General features: G+C 41.0%; 29 protein-coding genes. 14 read left to right on the forward strand and 15 right to left on the reverse strand.

Annotated elements, in window-relative coordinates; genetic code table 11:
• Window positions 1-26 precede the first annotated feature (26 nt).
• On the forward strand, window positions 27-254 hold the full coding sequence (locus CJ305_RS08290) for a hypothetical protein (protein ID WP_099645791.1): 228 nt from the start codon (window positions 27-29) through the stop codon (window positions 252-254).
• A 7-nt stretch (window positions 255-261) separates the two neighbouring features.
• A complete protein-coding gene (locus tag CJ305_RS08295) occupies window positions 262-495 on the forward strand; it encodes a hypothetical protein (protein ID WP_099645792.1) in 234 nt (77 codons plus the stop codon).
• A 101-nt stretch (window positions 496-596) separates the two neighbouring features.
• Here the strand turns inward: CJ305_RS08295 and CJ305_RS08300 are convergent, their stop codons facing one another.
• Window positions 597-1,364 carry a LexA family transcriptional regulator gene (locus tag CJ305_RS08300; protein WP_099645793.1) on the reverse strand — a complete coding sequence of 256 codons (768 nt, stop codon included), beginning with the start codon at window positions 1,362-1,364 and terminating at the stop codon, window positions 597-599.
• Window positions 1,365-1,536: 172 nt separating this feature from the next.
• Here CJ305_RS08300 and CJ305_RS08305 point away from each other — a divergent pair, with 172 nt between their 5' ends.
• The 4 genes from CJ305_RS08305 to CJ305_RS08320 all read left to right on the forward strand — a co-directional run bounded on the left by CJ305_RS08305 (window position 1,537) and on the right by CJ305_RS08320 (window position 4,294).
• Complete coding sequence (locus CJ305_RS08305) at window positions 1,537-2,796, forward strand: putative DNA modification/repair radical SAM protein (protein ID WP_099645794.1); 1,260 nt, start codon at window positions 1,537-1,539, stop codon at window positions 2,794-2,796.
• A 7-nt stretch (window positions 2,797-2,803) separates the two neighbouring features.
• Window positions 2,804-3,547, forward strand: a complete 744-nt coding sequence (locus CJ305_RS08310) for a TIGR03915 family putative DNA repair protein (RefSeq protein WP_099645795.1) — start codon at window positions 2,804-2,806, stop codon at window positions 3,545-3,547.
• 41 nt (window positions 3,548-3,588) lie between these two features.
• On the forward strand, window positions 3,589-3,792 hold the full coding sequence (locus CJ305_RS08315; protein ID WP_099645796.1) for a hypothetical protein: 204 nt from the start codon (window positions 3,589-3,591) through the stop codon (window positions 3,790-3,792).
• 277 nt (window positions 3,793-4,069) lie between these two features.
• Window positions 4,070-4,294: a hypothetical protein gene (locus CJ305_RS08320; protein WP_223248833.1), complete on the forward strand. Its 225-nt coding sequence runs from the start codon at window positions 4,070-4,072 to the stop codon at window positions 4,292-4,294.
• A gap of 143 nt (window positions 4,295-4,437) precedes the next feature.
• Here CJ305_RS08320 and fabD read toward each other — a convergent pair whose 3' ends face one another.
• Window positions 4,438-5,319 (reverse strand): ACP S-malonyltransferase, encoded by an 882-nt coding sequence (gene fabD, locus CJ305_RS08325; protein WP_099645798.1) that lies wholly within the window; start codon window positions 5,317-5,319, stop codon window positions 4,438-4,440.
• Between the two features lie 96 nt (window positions 5,320-5,415).
• Between fabD and CJ305_RS08330 the strand changes: the two genes are divergently transcribed.
• On the forward strand, window positions 5,416-5,781 hold the full coding sequence (locus CJ305_RS08330; RefSeq protein WP_099645799.1) for a hypothetical protein: 366 nt from the start codon (window positions 5,416-5,418) through the stop codon (window positions 5,779-5,781).
• Window positions 5,782-5,785: 4 nt separating this feature from the next.
• On the opposite strand, the gene CJ305_RS08335 is transcribed toward CJ305_RS08330, so the two are convergent.
• The 5 genes from CJ305_RS08335 to CJ305_RS19610 form a co-directional block, all read right to left on the reverse strand.
• Window positions 5,786-6,286, reverse strand: coding sequence for a pyridoxamine 5'-phosphate oxidase family protein (locus tag CJ305_RS08335; RefSeq protein WP_099645800.1), 501 nt, complete (start codon window positions 6,284-6,286; stop codon window positions 5,786-5,788).
• Window positions 6,287-6,382: 96 nt separating this feature from the next.
• Entirely contained in the window at window positions 6,383-6,946 is a 564-nt protein-coding gene (locus tag CJ305_RS08340; protein ID WP_262490571.1) for a fructosamine kinase family protein, read from the reverse strand.
• The gene (locus CJ305_RS19740) at window positions 6,927-7,232 is read right to left on the reverse strand and encodes a fructosamine kinase family protein (protein ID WP_262490572.1); all 306 of its coding nucleotides are present in this window, start codon (window positions 7,230-7,232) and stop codon (window positions 6,927-6,929) included. The genes CJ305_RS08340 and CJ305_RS19740 overlap by 20 nt, the downstream gene beginning before the upstream one ends.
• The gene (locus CJ305_RS19605) at window positions 7,213-7,707 is read right to left on the reverse strand and encodes a dihydrofolate reductase (protein ID WP_223248834.1); all 495 of its coding nucleotides are present in this window, start codon (window positions 7,705-7,707) and stop codon (window positions 7,213-7,215) included. The genes CJ305_RS19740 and CJ305_RS19605 overlap by 20 nt, the downstream gene beginning before the upstream one ends.
• Window positions 7,708-7,713: 6 nt before the next feature.
• A complete protein-coding gene (locus CJ305_RS19610) occupies window positions 7,714-8,142 on the reverse strand; it encodes a 2TM domain-containing protein (protein ID WP_223248835.1) in 429 nt (142 codons plus the stop codon).
• Between the two features lie 134 nt (window positions 8,143-8,276).
• On the opposite strand from CJ305_RS19610, the gene CJ305_RS08350 reads away from it, so the two are divergent.
• Both CJ305_RS08350 and CJ305_RS08355 read left to right on the forward strand, forming a co-directional pair.
• The gene (locus CJ305_RS08350; RefSeq protein ID WP_099645801.1) at window positions 8,277-9,347 is read left to right on the forward strand and encodes an aminotransferase class V-fold PLP-dependent enzyme; all 1,071 of its coding nucleotides are present in this window, start codon (window positions 8,277-8,279) and stop codon (window positions 9,345-9,347) included.
• A gap of 187 nt (window positions 9,348-9,534) precedes the next feature.
• A complete protein-coding gene (locus tag CJ305_RS08355) occupies window positions 9,535-9,825 on the forward strand; it encodes an isoamylase early set domain-containing protein (protein ID WP_099645802.1) in 291 nt (96 codons plus the stop codon).
• Between the two features lie 67 nt (window positions 9,826-9,892).
• On the opposite strand, the gene egtD is transcribed toward CJ305_RS08355, so the two are convergent.
• The 4 genes from egtD to CJ305_RS08375 all read right to left on the reverse strand — a co-directional run bounded on the left by egtD (window position 9,893) and on the right by CJ305_RS08375 (window position 13,411).
• Entirely contained in the window at window positions 9,893-10,867 is a 975-nt protein-coding gene (egtD, locus tag CJ305_RS08360; RefSeq protein WP_099645803.1) for an L-histidine N(alpha)-methyltransferase, read from the reverse strand.
• A gap of 9 nt (window positions 10,868-10,876) precedes the next feature.
• Window positions 10,877-12,043 (reverse strand): ergothioneine biosynthesis protein EgtB, encoded by a 1,167-nt coding sequence (gene egtB / locus CJ305_RS08365; RefSeq protein ID WP_099645904.1) that lies wholly within the window; start codon window positions 12,041-12,043, stop codon window positions 10,877-10,879.
• An 84-nt stretch (window positions 12,044-12,127) separates the two neighbouring features.
• Window positions 12,128-12,541 (reverse strand): energy transducer TonB, encoded by a 414-nt coding sequence (locus CJ305_RS08370; RefSeq protein WP_099645804.1) that lies wholly within the window; start codon window positions 12,539-12,541, stop codon window positions 12,128-12,130.
• 18 nt (window positions 12,542-12,559) lie between these two features.
• Window positions 12,560-13,411: a thymidylate synthase gene (locus CJ305_RS08375; RefSeq protein WP_099645805.1), complete on the reverse strand. Its 852-nt coding sequence runs from the start codon at window positions 13,409-13,411 to the stop codon at window positions 12,560-12,562.
• A 131-nt stretch (window positions 13,412-13,542) separates the two neighbouring features.
• Here CJ305_RS08375 and CJ305_RS08380 point away from each other — a divergent pair, with 131 nt between their 5' ends.
• On the forward strand, window positions 13,543-13,911 hold the full coding sequence (locus CJ305_RS08380; RefSeq protein WP_099645806.1) for a hypothetical protein: 369 nt from the start codon (window positions 13,543-13,545) through the stop codon (window positions 13,909-13,911).
• Between the two features lie 19 nt (window positions 13,912-13,930).
• Here the strand turns inward: CJ305_RS08380 and CJ305_RS08385 are convergent, their stop codons facing one another.
• The 4 genes from CJ305_RS08385 to CJ305_RS08400 all read right to left on the reverse strand — a co-directional run bounded on the left by CJ305_RS08385 (window position 13,931) and on the right by CJ305_RS08400 (window position 17,826).
• The gene (locus tag CJ305_RS08385) at window positions 13,931-15,343 is read right to left on the reverse strand and encodes a NupC/NupG family nucleoside CNT transporter (protein WP_099645807.1); all 1,413 of its coding nucleotides are present in this window, start codon (window positions 15,341-15,343) and stop codon (window positions 13,931-13,933) included.
• Window positions 15,344-15,348: 5 nt separating this feature from the next.
• Complete coding sequence (locus tag CJ305_RS08390; RefSeq protein ID WP_099645808.1) at window positions 15,349-15,960, reverse strand: bifunctional nuclease family protein; 612 nt, start codon at window positions 15,958-15,960, stop codon at window positions 15,349-15,351.
• Window positions 15,961-16,044: 84 nt separating this feature from the next.
• Complete coding sequence (locus CJ305_RS08395) at window positions 16,045-17,013, reverse strand: electron transfer flavoprotein subunit alpha/FixB family protein (RefSeq protein ID WP_099645809.1); 969 nt, start codon at window positions 17,011-17,013, stop codon at window positions 16,045-16,047.
• A gap of 66 nt (window positions 17,014-17,079) precedes the next feature.
• Window positions 17,080-17,826: an electron transfer flavoprotein subunit beta/FixA family protein gene (locus CJ305_RS08400; protein ID WP_099645810.1), complete on the reverse strand. Its 747-nt coding sequence runs from the start codon at window positions 17,824-17,826 to the stop codon at window positions 17,080-17,082.
• Window positions 17,827-18,096: 270 nt separating this feature from the next.
• On the opposite strand from CJ305_RS08400, the gene CJ305_RS08405 reads away from it, so the two are divergent.
• From CJ305_RS08405 to CJ305_RS08420, 4 genes are all read left to right on the forward strand, one after another.
• Window positions 18,097-19,074, forward strand: coding sequence for a pyruvate dehydrogenase complex E1 component subunit beta (locus tag CJ305_RS08405; protein ID WP_099645811.1), 978 nt, complete (start codon window positions 18,097-18,099; stop codon window positions 19,072-19,074).
• Window positions 19,075-19,202: 128 nt separating this feature from the next.
• On the forward strand, window positions 19,203-21,695 hold the full coding sequence (locus CJ305_RS08410; protein ID WP_099645812.1) for a DUF5686 and carboxypeptidase-like regulatory domain-containing protein: 2,493 nt from the start codon (window positions 19,203-19,205) through the stop codon (window positions 21,693-21,695).
• A gap of 163 nt (window positions 21,696-21,858) precedes the next feature.
• Window positions 21,859-22,386, forward strand: a complete 528-nt coding sequence (locus CJ305_RS08415; protein ID WP_099645813.1) for an inorganic diphosphatase — start codon at window positions 21,859-21,861, stop codon at window positions 22,384-22,386.
• 142 nt (window positions 22,387-22,528) lie between these two features.
• Window positions 22,529-24,877: a sodium-translocating pyrophosphatase gene (locus tag CJ305_RS08420; RefSeq protein ID WP_099645814.1), complete on the forward strand. Its 2,349-nt coding sequence runs from the start codon at window positions 22,529-22,531 to the stop codon at window positions 24,875-24,877.
• The last annotated feature ends 65 nt before the right edge of the window (window positions 24,878-24,942 follow it).

Below are 24,942 nucleotides of genomic sequence, written 5' to 3' on the forward strand. Positions count from 1 at the left end.
GACTATTGAATAAAACCTAATTAATTATGAAAAAAGCAATTTTATTTCTGACTTTAAGCCTTTCTGCTCTTGCAACTTTTTCATGTAGGGAAGCTGAAGACAAGGAAAAAGAAACGGTTATAGTAAAAGAAGTTGAAGTTGAAAGACCAGCAGAGCGTGAAGGAATTTTGGAGCGTACTGCTAAGAAAGTAGATCAGGAAGTTAATAAAGAAATTGATCAGGAGATCGATAACATCGGAGACGATAATAAATAAGCGAAATATGAAACGTTATACCTATTTAGCAGCGGTGCTTCTCGGTTTGACTTTGTCAGTAACTTCTTGTCGCGAAAAAAGCGAAAAGGAAAAACTGATTGAAGAAATGAAGGAAGATGGCGCTACAATAAAAGAAAAGTCTGACGACGGCGATTATAAACTTAAAATGGAGACTGACGATAAGGAGGTCAAAATTAAGGAAGACGCTGACGGCGAAACCAAAATTAAAGTAGACAACTAAGTTGAAATCACTTGAACTGAAAACCACCGGAAATCCGGTGGTTTTTTTATGGGTTAGTGCGAAATATCTGTGATTTGCGCTTCAAAATTATTACGCTTAGGTTATTGTAGATTACGCATCTGATTTTTTAATTCTTCCATGCCTTGTTGTAACTCCCGCAACAAACTGCTTTCTGATGGAGCATCAAGGTTAAATGTAAGCTTGCTGTTAACCTGCCACAATTCCTGAATATCGCTCACCTGCACTTCATAAGGCACGTATTCCTGATTGATCGAAATGAGAAGAACCTTGGAAGGATCGGGTAACTTCTGCAGTTTTTTAACTACAACGGCATCGGGCATAACCACAACATAAACCTTATTTGAGGTTACCTCATTCATGCTGGCAACAGCTTTCCCCAGGACCCAGTCATCAGGCATAAAATTAGGCAGCATACTGTCTCCTTCCACCTGAAAACCGCGGTAGGTGGCATTTCGGTATTGTGGAAGCGGCAAATCAAAAGCCGGTAACTGCTGATACCATTCTACATCCTGAACATTTTGAGGATAACCGGCAGCAGCCTTTTGGTTTACCATCACCAGGTTTTCCTGATCTGCAGAGTCTACGGTTACCACTTTAGGACTTACGTCTCCTTTACCGGCGTGTAGCAATTTCTGATTGCTGTACCCGAATAACCACAACGGATTTACGTTGTACAGGCGCAACAATTCGGTGACTATCTGGCCGGACAGTTTTGTTCTTCCACGCTCAATGTCTGCCGTAGAATTTTTAATGCCTAAAGCCTCCGCAAACTCGGTTTGCGTGAGATTTTGTTCTTCCCGTATCTGTTTAAATCGGCGAATATCGCCAGTTACATCGTTGATTCCCATAACGTAAAAATAGTATTAATCGGAATAAATCCTAATTAAAGTTAGGAAAAAATCCGTAATATGGAAAAATTCTTTATTTTCGTAAATAATCCAAATCTAAGTTCAGCAATTCTTTAGTCATCTGGAATATGTTGTACGGAAGCCTTCTAAGAGTTGGATAAAAATTGAGGCTATGAATTTTGAGCGCATTCGCGAAAAGTTGAACATACTTGCCGACGCGGCAAAATACGATGTGTCCTGCTCCAGCAGTGGTAGCAAGCGAACCAATACAAATAAAGGATTGGGAGACAGTAGTGGGATGGGTATCTGCCATAGCTATACCGAGGACGGACGCTGTATTTCACTTTTAAAAATTTTGTTGACTAACCACTGCATTTTTGATTGTGCCTATTGTGTGAGTCGAAAGAGTAATGACATCAAGCGCGCAGGTTTTAAAATTCAGGAGGTTGTAGATCTTACGATTAATTTTTACCGGCGTAACTACATTGAAGGTTTGTTTTTAAGCAGCGGGATTTTTTCCAGTCCTGATTATACGATGGAGCGACTGATTGCTGTGGCTAGAAAGCTGCGTCTCGAAGAAAATTTCAATGGGTATATACACCTCAAATCTATACCGGGTTGTAGTGATGAACTGATGAAAGAGGCGGGGCTTTACGCAGATCGACTTTCGATAAATATAGAGATTCCTACCGTTTCGGGTCTTAAACTTTTGGCTCCTGAGAAAGATCATAAGGACTTCATCAAGCCCATGGAAACGGTTAAAAACAATATCGCGATCTATAAAAGCGAAAAGAAATTACTGAGAAGTACACCTGTTTATGCACCTGCAGGGCAAAGCACGCAGATGATTGTTGGAGCGACGGGAGAAAGTGATAAAGATATTATGTACAGTGCGGTGCATTATTACAGCACATATAAGATGAAACGAGTGTATTATTCCGGATATGTGCCTGTTTTGGAAGATAACAGACTTCCCGCTTTAGGAACTGAAGTGCCTATGCTTCGCGAAAATCGCTTGTATCAAACCGATTGGTTACTGCGTTTTTATGGGTTTGATGTTCGCGAGCTTCTCAATAAAGACCATCCCAATCTGGATGTGGATATCGATCCTAAACTCAGCTGGGCGTTGCGCAATCTGCACCTTTTTCCGGTTGATATCAATAAAGCAGATAAGCGTATGCTTGCTAGAATACCGGGATTGGGAATGAAATCGGTTTATAAAATTTTGAATGCCCGCAAGTATCGCAAACTGAATTGGGAGCACCTTAAAGCCATTGGGATTGCGATGAATCGGGCTAAGTATTTTATGGTGTGTGATTCTAAAGACTGGGAACGCAGGGACCTGGAACCGCAACGCATCAAAAGTATGATTTTGCAAAGCAGCCAAAGCAAGTATCAGAAGATGTACAATCAGCAATTGCAACTTTTCTAAATAGCTTATGACCAGACTTGTTTACGACGAAACTTTTGAGGGCTTGCTCACCGCCATTTTTCAGGTATATGAGGAACGCCTGCAACAGGTTACTATTATTCCGGAAACAGACTTACAGCCTGATTTTTTCAGTGAAGATGTCACGGTCTATACCGATACAGGCAAGGCTGATCGCGTTTGGCGGGGATTGAAACCGTTCAGCCTTCTCAGGCAAATGATTTATAAAGCATATTTGAGAGAAGCATCTGGCGCTGAAAATACAATTTTGGAAGCGGTACGTTATGTCTTAAAAACTAAAAATGAGAAGGATTATGGTCATCCGGCGATTTTACAATTGGCGAACTGGACTAAAGAAGTAGGCCGTGAGAAGCATAGGATGGAGGCATTTGTGCGATTTAAACGAGCCCAGGACGATACCTATATTGCCGTAATAGAACCTGATTTTAATGTGCTTCCGCTTATTGCCAAACACTTTAAAAGCAGGTACGCTGATCAGGTTTTTATGATCTATGACCTAAAGCGCAATTATGGAATTTATTACGATCTACAAAAAGTAGATTTTATAAATCTTGATTCTGAAAGGCTAAAAAACCTGGATGCCATTACCCACGAGGAAGAAAAATGCTACGATGTAATGTGGCAGGATTACTTTAAAAGTACGGGTATCAAAAGCCGGGTGAACAAAAAATTGCATTTAAGACACGTGCCCAAACGTTATTGGAAATACTTAAATGAAAAAAATCCATATTAAGGATATTTGAGTAATTTTAGTTTAAACAATAAACCATTATTATGAAACGTATTTTTTTAAGTCTAGCGGTGCTTGCAATCGTAGCCACGACCTACTCGTGTAGAGAAACAACTCAGGAAAAAACCGAAGATGCAGTAGAAGCAATAGGTGAAGACATTGAGAACGCGGCCGAAGAAACGGGTGATGCTATTCAGGAAGGCGCTGATGAACTTAACGATGAAATTCAGGGGAATGATGATATGTAATTAATATCATTTGGCCTTTTTGAGCCTATTCCAACTCAAAAAAAGCATCTTAAAATCTCATTTTAGGATGCTTTTTTGGTTTTCAAATTAACGGGAATTTTAAAAAACTAAAATTCAAAATACTTATAATCATTAATTTATAGGATCTGTTGCATAATTTTTATCAAAAATGTAAATCGATGAAAAATTTAATAAAATTTAAGAATAAGCCTATATTTATTATATACATTTGACAGCAATTAACGCTAATTAAATTAATACGATTATGAAAAAATTTATGTTTAGTGCTTTCGCACTCTTACTAATGGTTTCTGTTTCTGCTTGTCGCGAAACAACTGAAGAAAAAGCTGAAGACGCAATGGAAAGTGCTGCTGATGACATGGGTGATGCTATGGATGAAGCAGGAGACGCTGTTGAAGAAGCTGCTGACGAGACTGAAGCTGCTGTAGAAGAAGGTGCTCAGGAAGTAGAAGACGAAGTTGAAGGAAACGACGACATGTAATCTCTTTAGAGAAATATAGAAAAAGCCCGGTTTTACCGGGCTTTTTTATTGGCCTCTGGCCAAAGGGTAAATAAATGTTTACCTTAAAGTAACGATTTTTCAAAATTGGTTTACCTATACTTACAGGCAATAAACTTCAAAAGTTATACAGTAGCACTGCTGGTTTCCGCATTACGATCTACTTTTTTTACCAGACCCTGTAATACTTTACCGGGACCAACTTCAATAAATTCGGTCGCACCGTCTTTCAGCATATTTTGAACACTTTGTGTCCATTTTACGGGTGCAGTCAACTGAAATAACAGATTCTTTTTGATTTCTGCAGGATCGGTTACTGCAGTTGTGCTTACATTTTGATAAATAGGGCAGCTGGGTTCGCTAAACGTGGTTTTTTCAATCGCAGCAGCAAGTTCTTCGCGTGCAGGCTCCATTAATGGGGAGTGAAAAGCGCCACCCACAGGAAGCAATAAGGCTCGTTTGGCACCGCGTTCTTTCAGTCGCTCGCAGGCTTCTTCCACCGCTTTAATTTCGCCTGAAATAATTAGCTGACCGGGGCAATTGTAGTTTGCAGCCACTACTACACCATCTACATCTGCACATACAGCTTCTACCAGTTCATCTTCAAGACCTAAAATGGCCGCCATAGTAGAAGGTACATTATCACAGGCTTTTTGCATGGCCTGAGCCCGCTGGGCTACAAGACGTAATCCGTCTTCAAAACCCAAAACCCCATTGGCTACAAGTGCCGAAATTTCACCAAGCGAATGCCCGGCGACCATTTGAGGCTGAGCCTCATCACCCAAAGCTTTGAAAAGCGCCACTGAATGCAGAAAAATAGCCGGTTGCGTTACTTTAGTTTCTTTAAGCTCGTCGGCGGTGCCTTCAAACATTATTTTGGTCAGGTCAAAACCTAATATTTCATTTGCTTTTTCAAACAATTCACGAGCCGTTGCAGATGCTTCATAAACATCTTTACCCATTCCTGTAAATTGTGCTCCCTGTCCCGGGAAGATATATGCTTTCATAGTTAGTGTGTTTCTTGATGTTGCAAAAGTACGTATACCGTAAAGGATTTTGAAATTTAAAAGTTTCTTACCTTTAGAGATTAAGATACGTATCTAATGAAACTCATTCTTTTAATCGGTTTTTTAACCCTGCCTTTTACCCAGATTAGTGCGCAAACTGAAAAACCCGATGAACTACTTTTACAAACTTCAGCACCTAAAGATACCTGGAATGATTTCTCAAAAAAGACAGCGCTTAAAGAATTAAAAATGCAGGTGGAATATGCGCTAACCCGTCGTGATGCAGACTATTATGTCTTTATGGTTGACGGTCAGCATTTACCTCTGGCCAGCTTTAAAGATTACAAAAAGAGTATTTTAGATCAGGCTAAAAATATTCATTTCGTTAAATCTATAGATAGCATTATGGGCTATCCGTCTCCCAGAAATCGCACGCTGGTTTTAATCACCACCCAGGATTAATGGTTTAGACATTTAAGGATCCGGTTTCACCTAAATCTGTTTTTTCACCGGTAACTGCACCGTATGCGATTTTAAGAAGGCTTACCAGTTTGTTGGACTTTGAATCCCAATATTGTGCACTTGTAGGTCTAAATCGAATAGCGGTTAAATTAGGGTCGTCTTTACCTTCAAACCACGCATCATCACTCTTACCATATAATTCGTCAAGAATAGCGCGATCACGCGTAATACCTGCCTCACCGTATACACTTAAAAATTCAAAATCTCCGGGCTTTGAGTAAAACAATTGCACTATAGCGTCTTTTTGAATATTTGCATTGTGATCGCTGTTTGCATTGCTTAAAAACCATATGGTCCCATCATCGTCAACCCTTTTTGTAGACATAGGTATCGCATCAATGGGCTGGTTTGAAAGGTCTGTGGCCATAAAGGCAAAGTCGATAGAAGTGGCTAATTCTTTAAGCTTTTTTAAAGCTTCGGTACTGGATAAATTTTTGGTGCTCATAATTCTGATTTTTCTTTTAAAGGTAAGCGATAGCAAGCGCCTTTATTTTTAAGGCAAAGCCAAAACTTTAAGCTTAATGATAAAGTTTGTTAAGAATTAGGAGTAGTTGCGAATTATCGCTTTCGCGGAAGCGTAATAGTGACCACCAAAAAGGTTTACATGTACCAGAATGTAATAGAGTTGCCAAAGCTTAACCCGTTCCTTCCAGTCTTCTGCAAGTGGAAATACCTGCTCATAACGGTCAAATACGGTATCTGAAAAGCCTCCGAAAAGTCGCATCAGGGCCAAATCCATTTCTCGCGGAGCGTAGCAGGTAGCGGGATCAATGAGTACGGGTTTACCCGCTTCGCTTACCATAAAATTACCGGACCACAAATCGCCGTGTATCAAAGCGGCCGGTTCGTCAGGAATCAGTTTCTCAATGCTTTTATAGAAGTCATTTAGATTTTCAAAGGTATAACCACGTTCGCGGGCAAGCTTAAATTGAGGTTCAAGGCGTTGATTGATGTAAAATGAGACTGCATGGGGCTCTTCAGTGTTGTACTGCGGTAAACTGCCTATGTAGTTATCTTCCGTAAAACCAAAGGCGGCCGAAGTCTTATGCAATTGAGCAAGCTTTTCTCCAAATACGCGATCGAAGTCATTTGTTTTTTGAGGCACTTTCTATATGTTCCAGAATAAGAAAACTTTTGTTTTCAAAATTTCCTGTATGCAAGGGTTGTGGAATGCGAAAGGTTTTTGTTTTTGCAAGCTCATTCAAACCCAGCTTTTCGAGCTCAAACATGTTGGGATAGGCTGGGGCATCATTGATTTTAACAACGTAGCTTTTACTTGCTGTGTCTAATTTGTAAACATCATTAATATCACCTCCGGTAAGAACCGAAGTTTGCGTAACCGGGCTGTCTAAATATTCCGAAAGGTGTTTTTTAAGGCTTTCGTTTAACATAAGTGAGGTACGTAAATGCGTAGTCGTGACGCTCGTCTATATCGTGAAACTGACTTGAAATCAGTTCCCAGGTTTCCGGATCAATTTCGGGAAAATAGGCATCTGCTTCAAAAGTGCCGTGTACTCGTGTAAGTTCAATATGAGTAGCCTGTTCTAAGGCAAGTTTATAAATCTCTCCGCCGCCAATAATCCATATTTGCTCTTCTTCTTCAGCCAGTTTAAGCGCTTCTTCAAGATTTTTGGCCACAAGAACACCTTCAAATTTTGGCTCGTAATTTTCTTGTCTGGTGATGACAATGTGGGTTCGGTTGGGTAATGGGGTTGGAAAAGACTCCAGCGTTTTTCTGCCCATAATGATATAATGATGGGAAGTAAGCTTTTTAAAACGCTTAAAATCATCAGGCAAATGCCAGATCATCTCATTGTCTTTGCCTAAAGCATTATTTTCTGCAGCCGCCGCAATTAAAGTAATCATAGATGTTCAGGAATTTAAAGGTCGGTCTGTTGAAGACGGTATGCTTGAACCACTTTTAGGAAGCGGATGTTCTTGTTCAACTTTGGTCTGAAGTTTAGCAATCCTGGCTTTTTGTTTGGCTACGAGTTTATCAAGCTGTTCATTTTCCCATTTTTTGTTCATAAATGTATTAAGCAAAAACACATTTAGGGCGTGAATGAGAAACAGGAAAAACCAGATCAATACAGCCCAAACAAACCAATCTACAGAAGCGGGTCTAAAAGCTGAACCAAAATCTAAAAATTTATTGAGTATAATAAAGAGTACACCACCTGCCAGGAAAACAATAAAGTGTCTAAACAGGTTCTTTTTCTGTTTTACGCGCTTTTGAGCGTATTCAATGAGTTCGCGTTGTTCGGGATCAATCTTTGAACTTTCCTGCTTTTTTGAAAACATAACTAAAGGGTAAATGTGATGGTATAGATTCTGATTTTACAGTCAGACAGCAATTTTTTAAAGTAAAGCGCTTAAAATTCTTTGGCTTTCTTAGAACAGGTTAAATTTACAAGAAATACTCAGGCTATTACCTTATGAAAAACCTAAAAAAAGAATTTCCCCTCACTTCCAGCTATGTACACCTCAATACCGCGGGCTCGGGATTGCTCTCGGAAACCGTTTTAGATTTCAGGCAGAATCACGATCTCGATTATCTGGTATTAGGCAGTATTTTAAAAGATGAGCAGGGGGCTTTTATTGATAAGGTGCGCGAAGACGTTGCCCGGTTTTTTCACCACACACCGCAATACACCTCACTGCATCCCAGTTTTTCTATTGGCTTTAATGCCTTGCTGGAAGCTTTTGATGCAAAAACACGTTTTTTATTGCTAGACGCAGACTATCCTTCTATTAACTGGGCGGTAGAGCAGCGAGGTTTTGATATCAATTATGCGCGAATAGACGAATGGCTTGAAGATAATATTGAGCAAGCGGTAATTAAGCATAAACCCGATGTGCTTTGCCTGAGCCTGATTCAATATCTAAATGGAATACGCATTGATTTTGATTTTTTAAAGAAGCTCAAAGAAAGCTATCCTGACCTGCTGATTGTTGCAGACGGCACCCAATACGTAGGAATTGAAGACTTTGATTTTAGTCAAAGCGGAATTGATATTCTGGGAGCCAGTGCCTATAAATGGCTCAATGCCGGCTACGGGAATGCTTTTTTTCTGTTTAAATCTGGCGTAGAGGAGCGGTTGAAGCCAAAAAATCTGGGTTTTGGTTCCGATAAAGGCAAGTATAAGTCTGAAGACTTCAATTTAATAAGCCGAATGGAACCGGGACATCTGGACACCCTGAATTTTGGAAGTCTTCAGGCGGCGTTGGGTCTGGTAAAAAAAATAGGTTTTGATACGATTGAAGCCCAAATTCAAAATTTACAGAAACTGGCTCTTGAAGCCTTTGCAGAGCGGAATCTTTTAGCTGATGAAGTGCTTAAACGTAAAATTCACGGGCCCTTTTTCAATATTAAGGGTGATGAAAAGACGTTTGAGAAGCTGCGCAGTAAGGATGTGATTTGCTCATTGCGCGGTGACGGAATACGGGTAAGTTTCCATTATTTTAATACAGAAAGCGATTTACAGAAGCTTTTGAAGTTAATTTAGCATTATTTACTGGTTTACAGTCGTTAATATTTTAACGAATTGGTTTTCAATAACGATTTCGTAATTGTAAATCACGGAAAGAACGAGGGATTGATTGAGATTTTCGAAAAAATGCGCATAAATGCCTGATATTTTGAGTTTTATACATTTCATGCCTTAAATTTGGCTCAACTAAAATGAATTTGTTATGCCAATTACGAAACAATTTTTAAAATCTAAACCTGAGTGTAAAGTTACTTTTACGGTATTGGATACCGATGCAAATGCGGTTGCCGTTGCCGGAGACTTTAATGACTGGGAAAAGACAGAACTTAAAAAACTTAAGAATGGTTCTTTTAAGGGCCAGCTCAATATACCTGTAGATGCTACTTATGAATTTCGTTATTCAGTAGATGGCGAGTGGGTTAATGAGCCGGAAGCAGACGGGTACAAGTTTAATGACTTTGCCGGAGCTGAAAACAGTCTTTTAACGCTTTAAACAAAAGCTGAAAAATTGAAGAAAAGCAATCAGAATCCTCGATTTTGATTGCTTTTTTTGTTTTTGATCAGACCTTTTTAAACACGTAGTCTGTAAAATAAGCCTGAGAATCCTGAAATTGAACGGAGACTTCCAGGCCGGCTTCCTGTGCAAGCCAGTCTACAATATGATCGTCGTATTTTTGGGATATTTCGGTATGAATGCTTTCCCAGGCAGAAAAGCTTATTTCCAGATTGAGTTTATTGAGGCTTACTTTTTGGTCTTTGGTGCTCACTAAAAAGCTTTTGGTAGTACCGGTCTCGGGATCGTAAGTCGGCCAATGTTTAAAGCAATCAAGATCAAAATCAGCATCAAGGCTCGTATTGATGCGTTTCAAAACATTTTTATTAAACGCTTCAGTGACGCCTTGGGAATCATTGTAGGCATTTAAGATTACTGAAGGATCCTTTTTTTGGTCAAAACCCATAAAAAGTAAATCTTTAGAATTCATACATTTTCTGATGTCTGATAGAAATTTGATCGCATTCTCGTGATTGAGGTTTCCAATATTAGAACCCAAAACCATGATTACAGTCTTTCTTTCACTTGACCTCTTGCAAAGATTTTCAAGAACTTCAAAATAAGTTCCCTGTTGGGTGACCATATCCAATTCGGGAAATGCGTTTAATAAGTCGTGTTCCAATCCGTCAAGAGCATTCTGGCTGATATCTATAGGCTTGTAGGTAAACGGAATTTTATGTTCAACCAGGTGTTTAAGCAGCACCTTGGTTTTTTTGCCATCACCGGCACCTAATTCTACCAGATCGAAACCCTGATCATCACTAAACAGCTGAGCAATCTCAGCGGTATGGGTATCCAGAATTTCATATTCGCAGCCCGTAAGATAGTATTCGGGCAAATGCATTATTTGCTGAAAGAGCTGGTCGCCTGTTTTATCGTAAAACCATTTAGAAGAAATGTATTTAGGAAAGGCAGTCAGGCCTTCGTAAATCTCTTTTTGAAAGATGGTGTCAAAATGTTGTTTCGATTTTTTCGTCTTCATATTCTTAAATTATTCCGCCAGACGAATCCCTGTGAATTGCCAACGTAAATGGGGGTGAAAAAAATTGCGGTAGGTAGCACGCGTATGATTTGGAGAAGTGGCTGTAGAGCCGCCTCGAAGTGTTTTTTGACTTACCATAAACTTGCCGTTGTATTCTCCCAGAGCTCCCGGTTCTTTTTCGTAACCCGGATAGGGGAGATAGGCACTTTCTGTCCATTCCCAGCGCTGTCCCCAGTTGAAATGTTCCTGAGCAACCTCCCACTCAAACTCTGTAGGTAAGCGTAAACCGCGCCATTGGGCGTAGGCAAAAGCTTCGTAGTAAGAGATATGAGTCACCGGTGTTTCAAGATTCAGTTTTTTATAGCCGGCCAGGGTGTAATTCATCCATTCACCGTCTTCGAGATGCCAGTATTGCGGAGCTTTTATTTGATTTTCATTCACCCAGGCCCAGCCTTCGCTATGCCAAAGTAATGCATCCTCATAACCGCCGGCCTCTATAAATTGGAGATATTCAGCATTGCTAACCAAACTACTCGAAATTTTAAAATCGTGCAGATATACCTTGTGTCTGCTCAATTCATTATCGTAGCAAAATCCTTCTCCCTGATGACCTATTTCATAAACACCTTCTTCGATAGAAATCCACTGAGTATTCTCTTGATCAGCCGTGTTCTCCTGATAGCTTTCAGCATAAGCCGGAAGCAAGGGATTATTTCCTAAAATGTATTTAATGTCAGTAAGTAGTAACTCTTGATGCTGCTTCTCGTGATGAATGCCTATTTCAACAAGTTTTTCCAGTTCACTGCTAATGGTATCTGAGTCGCTTAATAACTCACGTAATTCTGCAGTGACATACTTGCGATATGCATAGATTTCGTCAACGGTAGGTCTCGAAAGATTTCCGCGATCGGTGCGTACCACTCGTGCACCCATACTTTCGTAGTAGCTGTTAAAAACAAAAGCATATTGTTTATTGTATTCCTGATAACCCGGTTTGTGTTTTTTTAAAATGAAATCTTCAAAAAACCAGGTAGTGTGACCCAAATGCCATTTGGGAGGAGAGACGTCTACAATAGGTTGTACCACATAATCTTCAGTTTTTAAAGGTTTGCACAAGGTCTCGCTGTAGTTGCGCGTTTCCAGAAAAAAGTCGAGAAGAGAAGTGGTGCTAACAATCATACCAATGCATTATAACTAAGAGTTATTCTCAAAGTTACAGCATAAAAGTATTGGTATGAATTTTAAGAAGTTAAGCCCGAGTTAAAACGTAAAGGGCATCGAGTACTTTATGGCGCGTGGTTTACCGCCTGCCTGCCCCGGAGTCATTTGCGGGATTGCCATAATGTTACGCTTGGCTTCTTCCTGTAGCGGTTTAGTGCCTCCTTTTACTCCAAGAATCTGTGGTTTTCCTTCTTCGTTGATTACAAAATCAACAATTACAGGTTCTTTTACGGTTCCTTTTTTATAGCCTTCCGGAAACCGGAAATTAGTCACCACGTGATTTACGAGTTGCTTTTTAAAGCAGGCTTTCTTTTCTGCTTCAGAACCGGAACAGCCCGGCCAAACAGGAGGAATTTCGCGTATGCTGAGCGCATTTCCAGAAACCGTAATCCCTTCTTGGGCATACGTGTTGCCGAAAAATATCAGGAGGGCAATAACGAATAGTTTTTTCATGACTTGAAGATTTTGGGGTTAAATAGCCACAGCGCCCTTGATATGGGGATGTGGATCGTAATTTTCTAAAGTAAAGTCCTCAAACTGAAAACTGAATAAGTCTTTTACTTCAGGATTTATTTTAATAGTCGGTAAGTTGCGTATTTCTCGGCTCAATTGCAAATTTAACTGCTCAATATGATTGTTGTAGATGTGTGCATCACCAAAGGTGTGTATAAAATCACCCGGAGCATAATCACAAACCTGAGCAACCATCATAGTAAATAAAGCGTAAGACGCGATGTTAAAAGGTACTCCCAGAAATACATCTGCACTACGTTGATAAAGCTGGCAGCTGAGTCTGGGTCGTTTATCTTCGGCATCAGGATTACTAGGAGCTACGTAAAATTGAAAAAAAGCGTGACAGGGAGGAAGAGCGGCTTTGCCGTAAGCAACGTTTTCTGCAAAAGACTTCCGGGTGTCTGGCATTACGCTGGGGTTCCAGGCAGAAACGAGCATACGTCTGCTATTGGGATTATGCTTCAGCGTTTCAACAACTTCGGTAATCTGGTCGATTTCTTCGCTGTTCCAGTTGCGCCATTGATGACCGTATACAGGGCCCAAATCGCCGTTCTCATCAGCCCATTCATTCCAGATGCGTACGCCATTTTCCTGAAGATAGGCAATATTAGTATCCCCTTTTAAAAACCACAACAACTCGTAAATGATCGATTTCAAATGCAGTTTTTTAGTGGTTACCATCGGGAAACCCTCGCTCAGATCAAAGCGCATCTGGTAACCAAAAACGCTCAGCGTACCCGTGCCCGTACGATCTCCTTTTTGAATACCTTCCTCTAAAATGTGTTTTACTAAATCGTGATACTGCTTCATTTTTCTTCAATTTTCAGCCTTTAAAATTAAATATTAGCTTCGCTTTATAACTGCATATCTGTAATTTTTACTAAATACTTATTAACGTATATTCGCTGACTAGTATTTACAATAATTTGTTATTTTATTCGATGCTGTTAAAAACAATCAACTACCCTTTCGGAGTGGCTAAATACTATGCCAAGTTTATTCATTTTAAGTTCAATGAAGACTTGAAGGAAGTTGTGCTCGAATATTCTAAACAAATTTTTGACGATCTTGAGAACTTTTACGGTTCTGACAAGTATGTATTTATTTCTGAAAGAGGTTTGGAAACCTCACTAGACCCTAGTTTTATCAAATCGCTGAATCTTTCTAAAATGAAGGCGTTAGCGGTTGTTTCTCCGGATGCTGCTGAAAGACGTGAAGAACTTATTAAGGAGCAGGATCATATAAAAGGTTCTTTTGCCTTTTTCACAAGCTACGAAGCTGCAGAACACTGGGCGCGAACTTTCGACTAGCCTTTTCCTCTCTGGCTTCTTAGCCTATAATCATCCCGGCTATCGTTGCAGAAAGCAAGGATGCCAGTGTGCCGCCAATTACGGCTTTTAAACCAAACTCAGAAAGGGTTTTGCGTTGCGTGGGGGCCAAAGAACCTATACCGCCTATTTGTATCCCTATTGAAGCAAAATTGGCAAATCCACAAAGCATGTAAGTTGCCATAATTACTGATTTCTGATAGGTAAAGCTCAGTTCATTGAGCGGATTTTTAAGCTCAGCAAGTTGAATGTATCCTACAAATTCACTAGCAGCGAGTTTGATACCCAGCAATTGCCCCATCAGCATCACATCTTCCGAAGCCACGCCAATTAGCCACATAAGTGGTGCAAATACAGTTCCTAAAACAGACTCTAAAGAGAATACGGAATATGGAGTGTTTGCCGCAAGGAAGTCATTAAGCGTGGTTACCTCACCTATTTTTTCAAAGCCGTAGTTGATCATCGCTATAAATGCTACAAAAACCAAAAGCATAGCCCCTACGTTTGCGGCAAGTTTTAAACCTTCGGTAGTACCGGTGGCGATAGCGTCGAGAATATTGGCGCCAATTTTATCCTGTGAAACTTCTACTCTAGAGTCAATAGGCTCCTGCTGCGGATATAAGAGTTTTGAAATTACAATAGCACCCGGTGCTGCCATCACCGAAGCTGCCAATAAGTGTCTTGCAAATTCAAGGCGTAAGGCATTATCATCACCTCCTAAAAATCCGATGTAAGCCGCGAGAACTCCACCAGCCACAGTCGCCATCCCTCCGATCATGACCAAAAGTATTTCAGAACGCGTCATACGCTCTAAATAGGCTTTGATCATCAAAGGAGCTTCGGTCTGGCCTAAAAAGATATTTCCGGCAACCGATAAACTTTCGGCACCTGAGATATTCATAAGTTTAGTAAGTACCCAGGCCATTCCCTTAACAACAATCTGTACAATTCCCAGATAGAAGAGCACAGAGGTGAGGGCGGAAAAGAATATAATTGTTGGGAGCACCTGAAAGATAAAAATGAAGCCATAACTGTCCACATCCATCATTCCACCTAAAAGAAACTCACTACCTGCTGCGGTAAAATCGAGAATCTTTACGAATATTTTCCCTACAAATTCAAAAGCTTTCTGAACAAAAGGTACGCGCAATACACCTATGGCCAATAAAAGTTGAGCACCAAGACCTACACCTACAGTCTTCCAATTAATTGCTTTTTTGTTTGTACTTAATAAATAGGCAATGAGTAAAAGGCAAATCATCCCTAAAACCCCACGCCACAAACTGTCAAAAGAAAAACCGGCATTGGGTATGATGTCCCGGGCAGGTGCTACGGGTAGCGTTTCCTGAATATTTTGGGCAAATGTGCTGACTGAACTAAAAAGAAGGATGAGTAACGGGAGTAATTTTCGCATCAAATTTAATTGCGTTTAGAAATTTCGTCTCTGATTTTTGCGGCAGCTTCATAGTCTTCAGCTGCAACCGCCTGCTCCAGAAGCGAATTAAGTTCGCTGAGCGAAAGTTTTTTATAATCACTAGCAGTGCTTTCCTCTTCAGGATCGTCAACGACCAGTTGATCTACCAGAACATCATCTTCAGGTTTAGCATCTGATTCAGAACCTTTTAGGTAAATTCCTGCTTTTTCAAGGATGTTCTTGTAGGTGAAAATAGGGGCGTTAAAACGCAGAGCCAGTGAGATGGCATCGCTGGTGCGGGCATCTATAATTTCTTCAGAGCCTTCCCGTTCACAAATAATACTGCTGTAAAAAACACCATCTACCAGCTTGTGAATAATCACCTGCTTGATCTGAATGTCAAATCGATCGGCAAAATTTTTAAAAAGGTCGTGAGTGAGGGGTCGCGGCGGTTTGATCTCTTTTTCTAAAGCGATGGCAATAGATTGAGCTTCAAAGGCTCCTATGACTATAGGCAACTTCCGGTCACCTTCTACTTCACTAAGGATTAAGGCGTATGCACCATTTTGCGTCTGGCTGTACGATATCCCTTTTATATTTAAGCGCACTAAACTCATAGGGTGTAAAAATATAAAAAAGGCTGTTTAAAACCGGATTAACATCACAATTTAAACAGCCTTTATCAGTTTAGGTACGTAAACCTAGGAGTTGTTTGCCTTAAATTCTTTGAGTTTTTCATTTAAACGGGGTACCACATCAAAGGCGTCTCCTACAATACCGTAGTCTGCCGCTTTAAAAAAGGGAGCTTCAGGATCTGTATTGATTACCACTTTAGTTTTTGATGCGTTTATCCCTGCAAGGTGCTGTATCGCTCCCGAAATACCAATAGCGATATACAGGTTAGAAGCTACAGGCTTACCGGTCTGACCTACGTGCTCGCTATGTGGTCTCCAGCCCATATCTGATACCGGCTTAGAGCAAGCGGTAGCTGCTCCCAGAATATCAGCCATTTCTTCAATCATTCCCCAGTTTTCAGGGCCTTTGAGTCCGCGACCACCACTTACTACGATTTCTGCATCGGCAATGGTAACCTTGTCTTTAGCCTTATCAACAGATTTTACTTCAATATTGAAATGCTTGTCGTCAAGGCCGGGCTCAAAACCTTCTTCCGAAGCCTCTTTTTGAGACTCTTTAAGACCAAAACTGTTTTTAGAAAGGCCTACAATTTTCACATCGGTTTTGATTTCGGTGTGATTAAAAGCCTTATTGGTAAAGGCTGTACGTTTTACTTTAAAAGGAGATTCGCTTTCCGGTAGCGCCACAACGTTTGAAGCATAACCTGCTTCCAGGTCTATTGCTAATAAAGGAGCGAGGTATTTGGCATTAGCACTGCTGCTTACGACGATTACCTTGGCGCTTTCCTGTTTGGCCGCCTGAGTAAGCGCAGCAGCATAGGCATTAGCATTAAATTTGCCCAGCTTGTCATTTTTCACATGCATTACCTTGTCTGCACCATAAGTGCCAAGGGATGCCGTCTCGTCTGCATTAAAAGCTACAGCGGTTACGGTTGTGCCCATCATATCTGCGATGCCACGTGCGTAGCTCACTACTTCGTAAGCGGTTTTTTTAAATTTTCCTTCTTCTGATTCTGTATATACTAAAACTGACATGTTTTCTAATTTTTAATGATTTCGCAGCTGCGAAAAAAATACGTTTTGGTAATTATCTATATGGACTTAGATAGCCTTGGCCTCGTTGTGAAGCAAGTCGATAAGTTGGTCTAGATTTTCAGGATCGATGAGTTTTACTTCCCCTTTAGGTGCCGGTTTTTCAAAAGAAACCGCTGCGGTTTCTACTGAAGCTCCGCTAGGTTCTTTCACGGTAAGTGGCTTCTTACGAGCCATCATAATTCCGCGCATATTTGGGATGCGTAAATCACTCTCTTCAACCAGACCTTTTTGACCACCTATAACCAGAGGCAGTTTTGCAGAAACGGTTTCCTTACCTCCATCTATCTCACGTGTCGCGGTTGCAGTGTCGCCTTCTACTTCAAGGCTGATGCAGGTGTTTACAAAGCTGGCATCGATTAGATTGGCTAACATTCCGGGAACCATACCGCCGTTGTAATCAATAGATTCGCGCCCGGCAATAATCAGGTCGTAATTACCTTCTTTAGCTACCGCGCTTAATTCTTTCGCAACCTGAAAACCATCAAGAGCTTCGGTATCTATACGTATAGCCGTATCAGCACCAATGGCAAGCGCTTTACGCAGGGTAGGTTCGGTTTCAGGACCGCCTACATTTACAATATCTACTGTAGCACCCTGCTTTTCTTTAAACCACATAGCACGGGTTAAACCAAACTCGTCATTAGGATTGATCACAAATTGAACTCCGTTAGTATCAAATTTGGTGTTATCGTCTGTAAAATTGATCTTTGAGGTTGTATCAGGCACGTGACTGATGCACACTAAAATTTTCATATATATTGCTTTAAAAAGTAACTATTTCGTTTTCGCTACGAAAATAAGCATTAAAATCTGAAATTTGCTATGCACGCATAACAAAATTTCGTTAAAAGCAATTCCTTGCCGACGATTTAATTCCTATTTTTGCTCTCCCTGTTTAAAATGGGGTTTTTCCTCAATATGCAGTGCAAAATAAGACGTTTTTAAGTAGGATTACATTTCACTTTTTAGAGCGTTTACAATAAAATCAGTTGATAAAAAGACACGTTACATCCATTTTTATTTATGAAAACAATACAATTTAGGGAAGCCGTTTGCGAGGCTATGAGTGAAGAAATGCGTCGTGATGAGGCCGTTTACCTTATGGGTGAGGAAGTGGCAGAATACAATGGTGCTTACAAAGCGTCAAAGGGTATGCTAGACGAGTTTGGTCCTGACCGCGTTATAGATACTCCCATTTCTGAGCTTGGTTTTGCCGGAATTGCGATAGGTAGTGCTATGAACGGTTGCCGCCCTATTGTAGAATATATGACCTTTAACTTCTCACTGGTAGGTATTGATCAGATCATCAATAACGCTGCAAAGATACGCCAGATGTCAGGGGGTCAGTTTAACTGTCCTGTTGTATTTAGAGGTCCTACGGCTTCTGCCGGTCAGCTGGGTGCTACGCACTCTCAGGCTTTTGAAAACTGGTTTGCAAATACTCCCGGTCTTAAAGTTATTGTACCTTCTAATCCTGCTGATGCTAAAGGATTATTGAAATCGGCTATACGTGACGACGATCCGGTTATCTTTATGGAAAGTGAGCAGATGTATGGCGACAAGGGTGAAGTACCGGAAGGTGAGTACCTGATTCCAATAGGCGTTGCGGACATCAAGCGTGAAGGTACTGATGTGACTATCGTTTCTTTCGGTAAAATCATCAAAGAAGCCTACGCAGCTGCTGAAGAACTTGAAAAAGACGGAATCTCATGTGAAATTATTGACTTGCGTACGGTAAGACCATTAGATATTGATGCCGTTCTCAACTCGGTTAAGAAAACAAACCGTTTGGTAATTTTGGAAGAGGCTTGGCCTTTTGGTAACGTATCTACCGAGATCACGTATCAGGTTCAGGAAAAAGCATTTGATTATCTGGATGCTCCAATCGTAAAAATAAATACTGCAGATACACCTGCACCGTATTCACCGGTGTTGCTTAAAGAATGGTTGCCTAACAGCAATGATGTTGTTAAAGCGGTTAAAAAAGTAATGTACAGGTAATCTGAGACTACTATCTTTGAAGCTTCATTTGATCATTCAGATGAAGCTTTTTTTATTCCTGCTCAATTCTTAACGAATAATTATATGTTGCCGGAGTAAGGAAGACCCCAAAAGCCTACTTAGTCTTTATGAAGTATATTCTTTCTATTCTGCTGTTTTTTACAGCTCCCTTCTTTCTTTTGGCACAGACTAAGGCAGGCGGACTGGTTTTTGACCCGGGAGGAAATCCTATACCTTTTGCCAACGTGGTTTTCGCGGGTTCTACCGAGGGTACAATCACTAATGAGGACGGAAGGTTTTACATTCAGTCTGATGCCAATTACAATCAATTGAAGGTTTCTTTTGTCGGCTTTGAATCTCTCGTAATTGATCTGCCACAGAAGGTAAATTACAATCTCGAAATTACACTTAAAGAAGAGACCGAAAGCCTAAGTGAAGTAGTCATTTATACCGGAAAACAATCTAAAAAGAATAACCCGGCGATTGATATCCTGCGAAAAATCTGGGCAAACAAACGCTCTAACGGACTCAGTCAGTTTAAGCAATATGAGTACGATAAGTACGAGAAGGTAGAATTTGACCTTAATACGATTGACAGTTCGCTAATAAACAGCAAGATTTTCAATAAAATGGAATTCATCTTTGACCAGATGGATACCTCCCGAATTACCGGAAAAACCTACCTGCCCATCTTTATAAACGAGCGCAGCAGTAAGGTGTATGGGGATAATGTTTTGGGTAAGGAAAAAGAAGAACTCGAAGGCAACCGAAACAGCGGTTTTAATACCAATCAAACCTTGATAGCTTTTATTCAGGAGTTGTACAACGACTTTAATGTGTACGACAATTATCTGAAGTTTTTCGATAAAAGTTTTGTGAGTCCGCTTTCTACAACCGGTATTGATACCTATAATTATGTGCTTGCAGACAGTGCTTTCATCAAAAACAAATGGTGTTACAACATCATCTACTATCCGCGAAGACCGGCTGAACTCACCTTTAAGGGAGATTTTTGGGTAAATGATACCACCTGGGCGATTAAAGAAATCAACCTGCAGGTTAATAAAAGTGCCAATATTAACTGGGTTAAGGAGATCTATATTGAGCAGGAATTTGAGGTGCTAAACGATTCGGTTTTTTTGATCACCCGGGATTACTTTCTTTCTGATTTCGCTTTGCGAAAAAAAGAAGGAAGTCGTGGTGTTTACGGCAAGCGTACCACGCTTTTTGACGATTACAAGTTTGATCAAAAGCGCGAAGAAGATTTTTACGATGAGCGCGTCACTCAATATGATGAATCAGTTTATACCAAGCCCGATGATTTCTGGGAAGAGAAACGCCTTGAGCCCTTAAGCAAAGACGAAAAAGGAGTTTATGTAATGCTCGATTCTCTCAAAAAGGTTCCTAAGTTTCAGCGCTTCTACGATGCCGGAGCAATGCTGGTAAGCGGTTATTATGAGTGGGATCGTGCAAATCTGGATATAGGCCCTATCTTTTCGGTGTTTGGTTTTAATGATGTGGAAGGTTTACGTTTGCGCCTGGGCGCCCGCACCTATTTTGGTCAGAATGATCCCTGGCGACTGGAAGGTTTTGGAGCCTACGGCTTTAAAGATGAGAAATTTAAGTTTGGTATTTCGGGTAAGGTATTGCTGGATGCTAAATCAAGACTCATTTTGAGTGGCGGTTACCGCCAGGATGTGGAGCAAATTGCCGCAAGTCTCACGACTTCTACCGATGTTTTGGGCAGAAACCTGGCCTCGTCTTCGCTCGTAACGGTGGGGAATAACGACCAGCTAACGAGTATTAAGTTGGCTAACTTTGCGATTGAAGCCGAATTTTTAAAGAACCTGAAAGTGCGTTATGATTTGTCGTATCGCACGCTTGAATCTGCATCGCCTACCTTCAATCTGGATTATTATACTGATTTTACGCAGAGCGAAATCAAATCACAGGTAAAGCAGACCGAGATGGTGGTAAGCACCATTTTTGAACCGGGTAAGCGTACTTCGGGATACGGGGTAGAGCGTACCACGAGTAATGAGTGGTTTCCTACCATTTTTGTAGGCTACACCAAAGGGGTCGAAGGGCTTTTTGAAAGCGATTTTGATTACGAAAAAATTCAACTTTCGTACAGACAACCCTGGCGTATGGGCGGTCTGGGGACCTTTAGTTCGCTTATTGAAGCCGGTAAGACTTTTGGCGAAGTGCCATTAGGACTTATGAGTGTGATTCCGGGTAACCAAAACCTGTTTTCTATTTACGGTACGTTTCCTCAGTTGAATTTTTATGAGTTTGTGACAGACACTTATCTTACTGCGCATTTAGAGCATAATTTCGGCGGAAGAATCTTTGGTCGTATTCCCTTCTTGAGAAAATTAAATCTTCGTGAAATTGTGGGCGTTAAGGGTGCCTGGGGATCGGTATCCGATGAAAACCGCCTTATCAATGCTTCGGGAGTTGACTATCTGGCACCTGACGATAAGCCCTATTACGAGTATAGTTTTGGAGTAGGGAATATTCTTAAGGTTTTACGCATTGATTTCAACTTTAGAGGCAATTATCTGGATTTGCCCGAGGCTCGTAAATTTGGAGTGACCGGAGCTTTAGAATTTTCATTTTAAAAATCAAGATTCTGTAAATCAGTATTTAAGGTGTTTTGATTTACGAAAACGATATAAAAAGCTTCATGCTTTTCTTTTACCGTGTTTTACTTGTGACACCCTGAGTTTTAATCTATTTTTGCACCCCCTTTTAAAGCAAAAAAGAAAATAAACCAGAAATAAAATGACAGCAGATAAAATTACCACTTTTGATGTCCTGATTGAGATTCCGAAAGGTAGCCGTAATAAGTACGAGTACGATTTCAAGCTGAAAAAAATACGTTACGACCGTATGATTTTCTCTTCGATGATGTATCCGGCAGATTATGGTTTTATCCCGAAAACACTTGCGTTAGATGGAGATCCACTGGATGTTTTGGTTTTAGTAACCGAACCTACTTTTCCGGGTTGTGTGATGGAAGTGAAGCCTATTGGTGTTTTTCATATGACCGATGAGAAAGGGCCTGATGAGAAAATCATTTGTGTGCCGGTAAGTGATCCTATCGCAAGCAGCACTACAGATCTGAGTGAACTGAATCCGCATCTTATTAAGGAAATTGAGCATTTCTTCCAGGTTTACAAAGATCTTGAAAAGAAAAAAGTAGACGTAGGTGGTTTTGGTGATGTATCTGAAGCTAAAGAAATCATCAGTCAGTGTATAGACCGTTACCGTACCAGTGACGTACCTAAAGAAGAAGTAAGTATCGATTAATTGAGATACACCTTATAAATTTATAAAGGCCGCAATTTGCGGCCTTTTTTTGTTATATATTCTCGATGAATTAAGCTTAAGTTTATATTTATCGCATTTTTGCTACATTAGCACTTCAATTTTAACAATCAAATACTTATTTATGGAACAAAATATCATCTACGTACCTATCGCGCTGGCCGTTTTAGGGCTGGTTTTTATGTTTATTAAAATGGCCTGGGTCAAAAAGCAGGCTGCCGGTAATGAACGTATGCAAAGCATTTCAAAAAGTATTAAGGAGGGAGCACTCGCGTTTCTGGCTGCAGAATACCGCTTGTTACTCATCTTTGTAGTGATCGCTTCAGCCCTGTTATTTGGGATCTCGTATGTGGTAGATACCACCAGCTGGATGATTGTGCCCGCTTTTATCATCGGTGCATTTTTCTCTGCACTTGCGGGAAACATCGGGATGCGTATTGCTACAGATGCTAACGCCCGTACTGCAGAAGCTGCAAAAACCAGTTTGCCACAAGCGCTTAAAGTAAGTTTTGGTGGTGGAACCGTTATGGGTCTGGGTGTTGCCGGTCTTGCGGTTTTGGGTTTGAGTCTGATATTTTTATTCCTAATGGGAAGCTTTCTTACCGAAGGTGGAAACTTCTATAACGAAATGACCATTGTTCTCGAAACCCTTGCCGGTTTCTCTCTGGGAGCAGAGTCTATTGCACTATTCGCCCGTGTGGGTGGTGGTATTTATACCAAGGCTGCCGATGTGGGTGCAGACCTGGTAGGTAAGGTTGAAGCAGGTATTCCTGAAGATGATCCGCGTAACCCGGCTACTATTGCCGATAACGTTGGAGATAACGTTGGGGACGTTGCCGGGATGGGTGCCGACCTATTTGGTAGCTATGTTGCAACCGTTCTTGCAGCTATGGTTTTGGGTAACTATCTGGTACAGGATATGTCTCAGGGCGCGCAGTTTACCGATGCCTTTAACAATATGGGGCCTATTTTACTTCCGGTAGTGATTGCAGGAGTTGGAATTTTGGCTTCCATCATTGGGACTTTCCTCGTAAGCATAAAAAATAATGAGGCTAAAGAACCTCAGGTTCAGAAAGCACTTGATTTAGGTAACTGGGTTGCGATTATCCTAACCCTTATCGCTAGTTATTTCCTCATCGACTGGATGCTACCTGAAATGATGTCTATGCAATTCTTTGGTGAAGGCTATAAAGATATTCCGTCTCTAAATGTGTTCTGGTCTGCGTGTATTGGTCTTGCTGTAGGCGCGTTAATTTCGGTCGTGACCGCACATTACACCAGTCTGGGTAAAGGTCCCGTTCTCGACATCGTAAAAAATTCATCTACCGGAGCGGCGACTAACATCATCGCGGGTCTTGCGGTTGGGATGAAATCGACGTTCCTTTCCGTTTTACTTTTTGCTGCTGCGATCTACGGTTCATATGAACTGGCCGGTTTCTATGGTGTTGCCCTTGCAGCTTCAGCGATGATGGCGACCACAGCGATGCAGTTGGCTATTGATGCTTTTGGTCCTATTGCCGATAACGCAGGTGGAGTTGCGGAAATGAGTGAACTCGAAGATCATGTGCGTGAGCGTACCGATATTCTGGATTCGGTAGGAAATACGACTGCTGCTGTAGGTAAAGGATTTGCAATTGCTTCTGCGGCTCTTACAGCTTTGGCACTTTTCGCTGCCTACGTAACCTTTACCGGAATTGATGGGATCAATATTTTTAAAGCCGATGTACTCGCGGCTCTCTTTGTAGGGGGAATGATTCCGGTTATATTCTCGGCTTTAGCGATGCAATCTGTAGGTAAAGCTGCGATGCAAATGGTGCAGGAAGTACGCCGTCAGTTCCGTGAAATCCCCGGAATCCTGGAAGGTACCGGTAAGCCGGAGTACGGTAAATGTGTGGCTATTTCTACGCAGGCTGCGCTGCGCGAAATGATTCTGCCCGGTTTGATAACCATCATCACGCCTATTCTTATGGGATTGATTTTTGGTGCGGAGCCTCTTGGAGGGTATATGGCAGGTGTTTGTGTTTCCGGGGTAATGTGGGCGATTTTTCAAAACAATGCCGGCGGTGCCTGGGATAATGCCAAGAAGTCTTTTGAAGCCGGAGTAGAAATCAACGGTAAAATGACCTATAAAGGGAGTGACGCACACAAAGCTGCCGTTACCGGTGATACAGTAGGTGACCCGTTTAAAGATACTTCAGGACCATCAATGAACATCTTAATCAAGTTAACCTGTCTGGTAGGTCTTGTAATTGCACCTATTTTAGGCGGACACAGTGAAGATATGATGGCGAATTCAAAAGAGGAAATAAAGCTTCAAGTGAAAATGGAAGTGGGAGATGATGCGATGGCAAAAGCCGAAGTAGTAAAAACAACCATCATCAACGGTGAAACGCAAGTTTCTAAAGAAATCCTTACCGGTACTGAAGACGAGGTAAAGGCTAAACTTGATCAAATTAAAGAAGCTCAGAACTAAGTGATGTTTTGGTCTATAAATTTATAATACTGCAGAATCCCGGATGTACGTCCGGGATTTTTTCT

The organism is Leeuwenhoekiella nanhaiensis, assembly GCF_002744755.1.
Taxonomy (GTDB): Bacteria; Bacteroidota; Bacteroidia; order Flavobacteriales; family Flavobacteriaceae; genus Leeuwenhoekiella; species Leeuwenhoekiella nanhaiensis.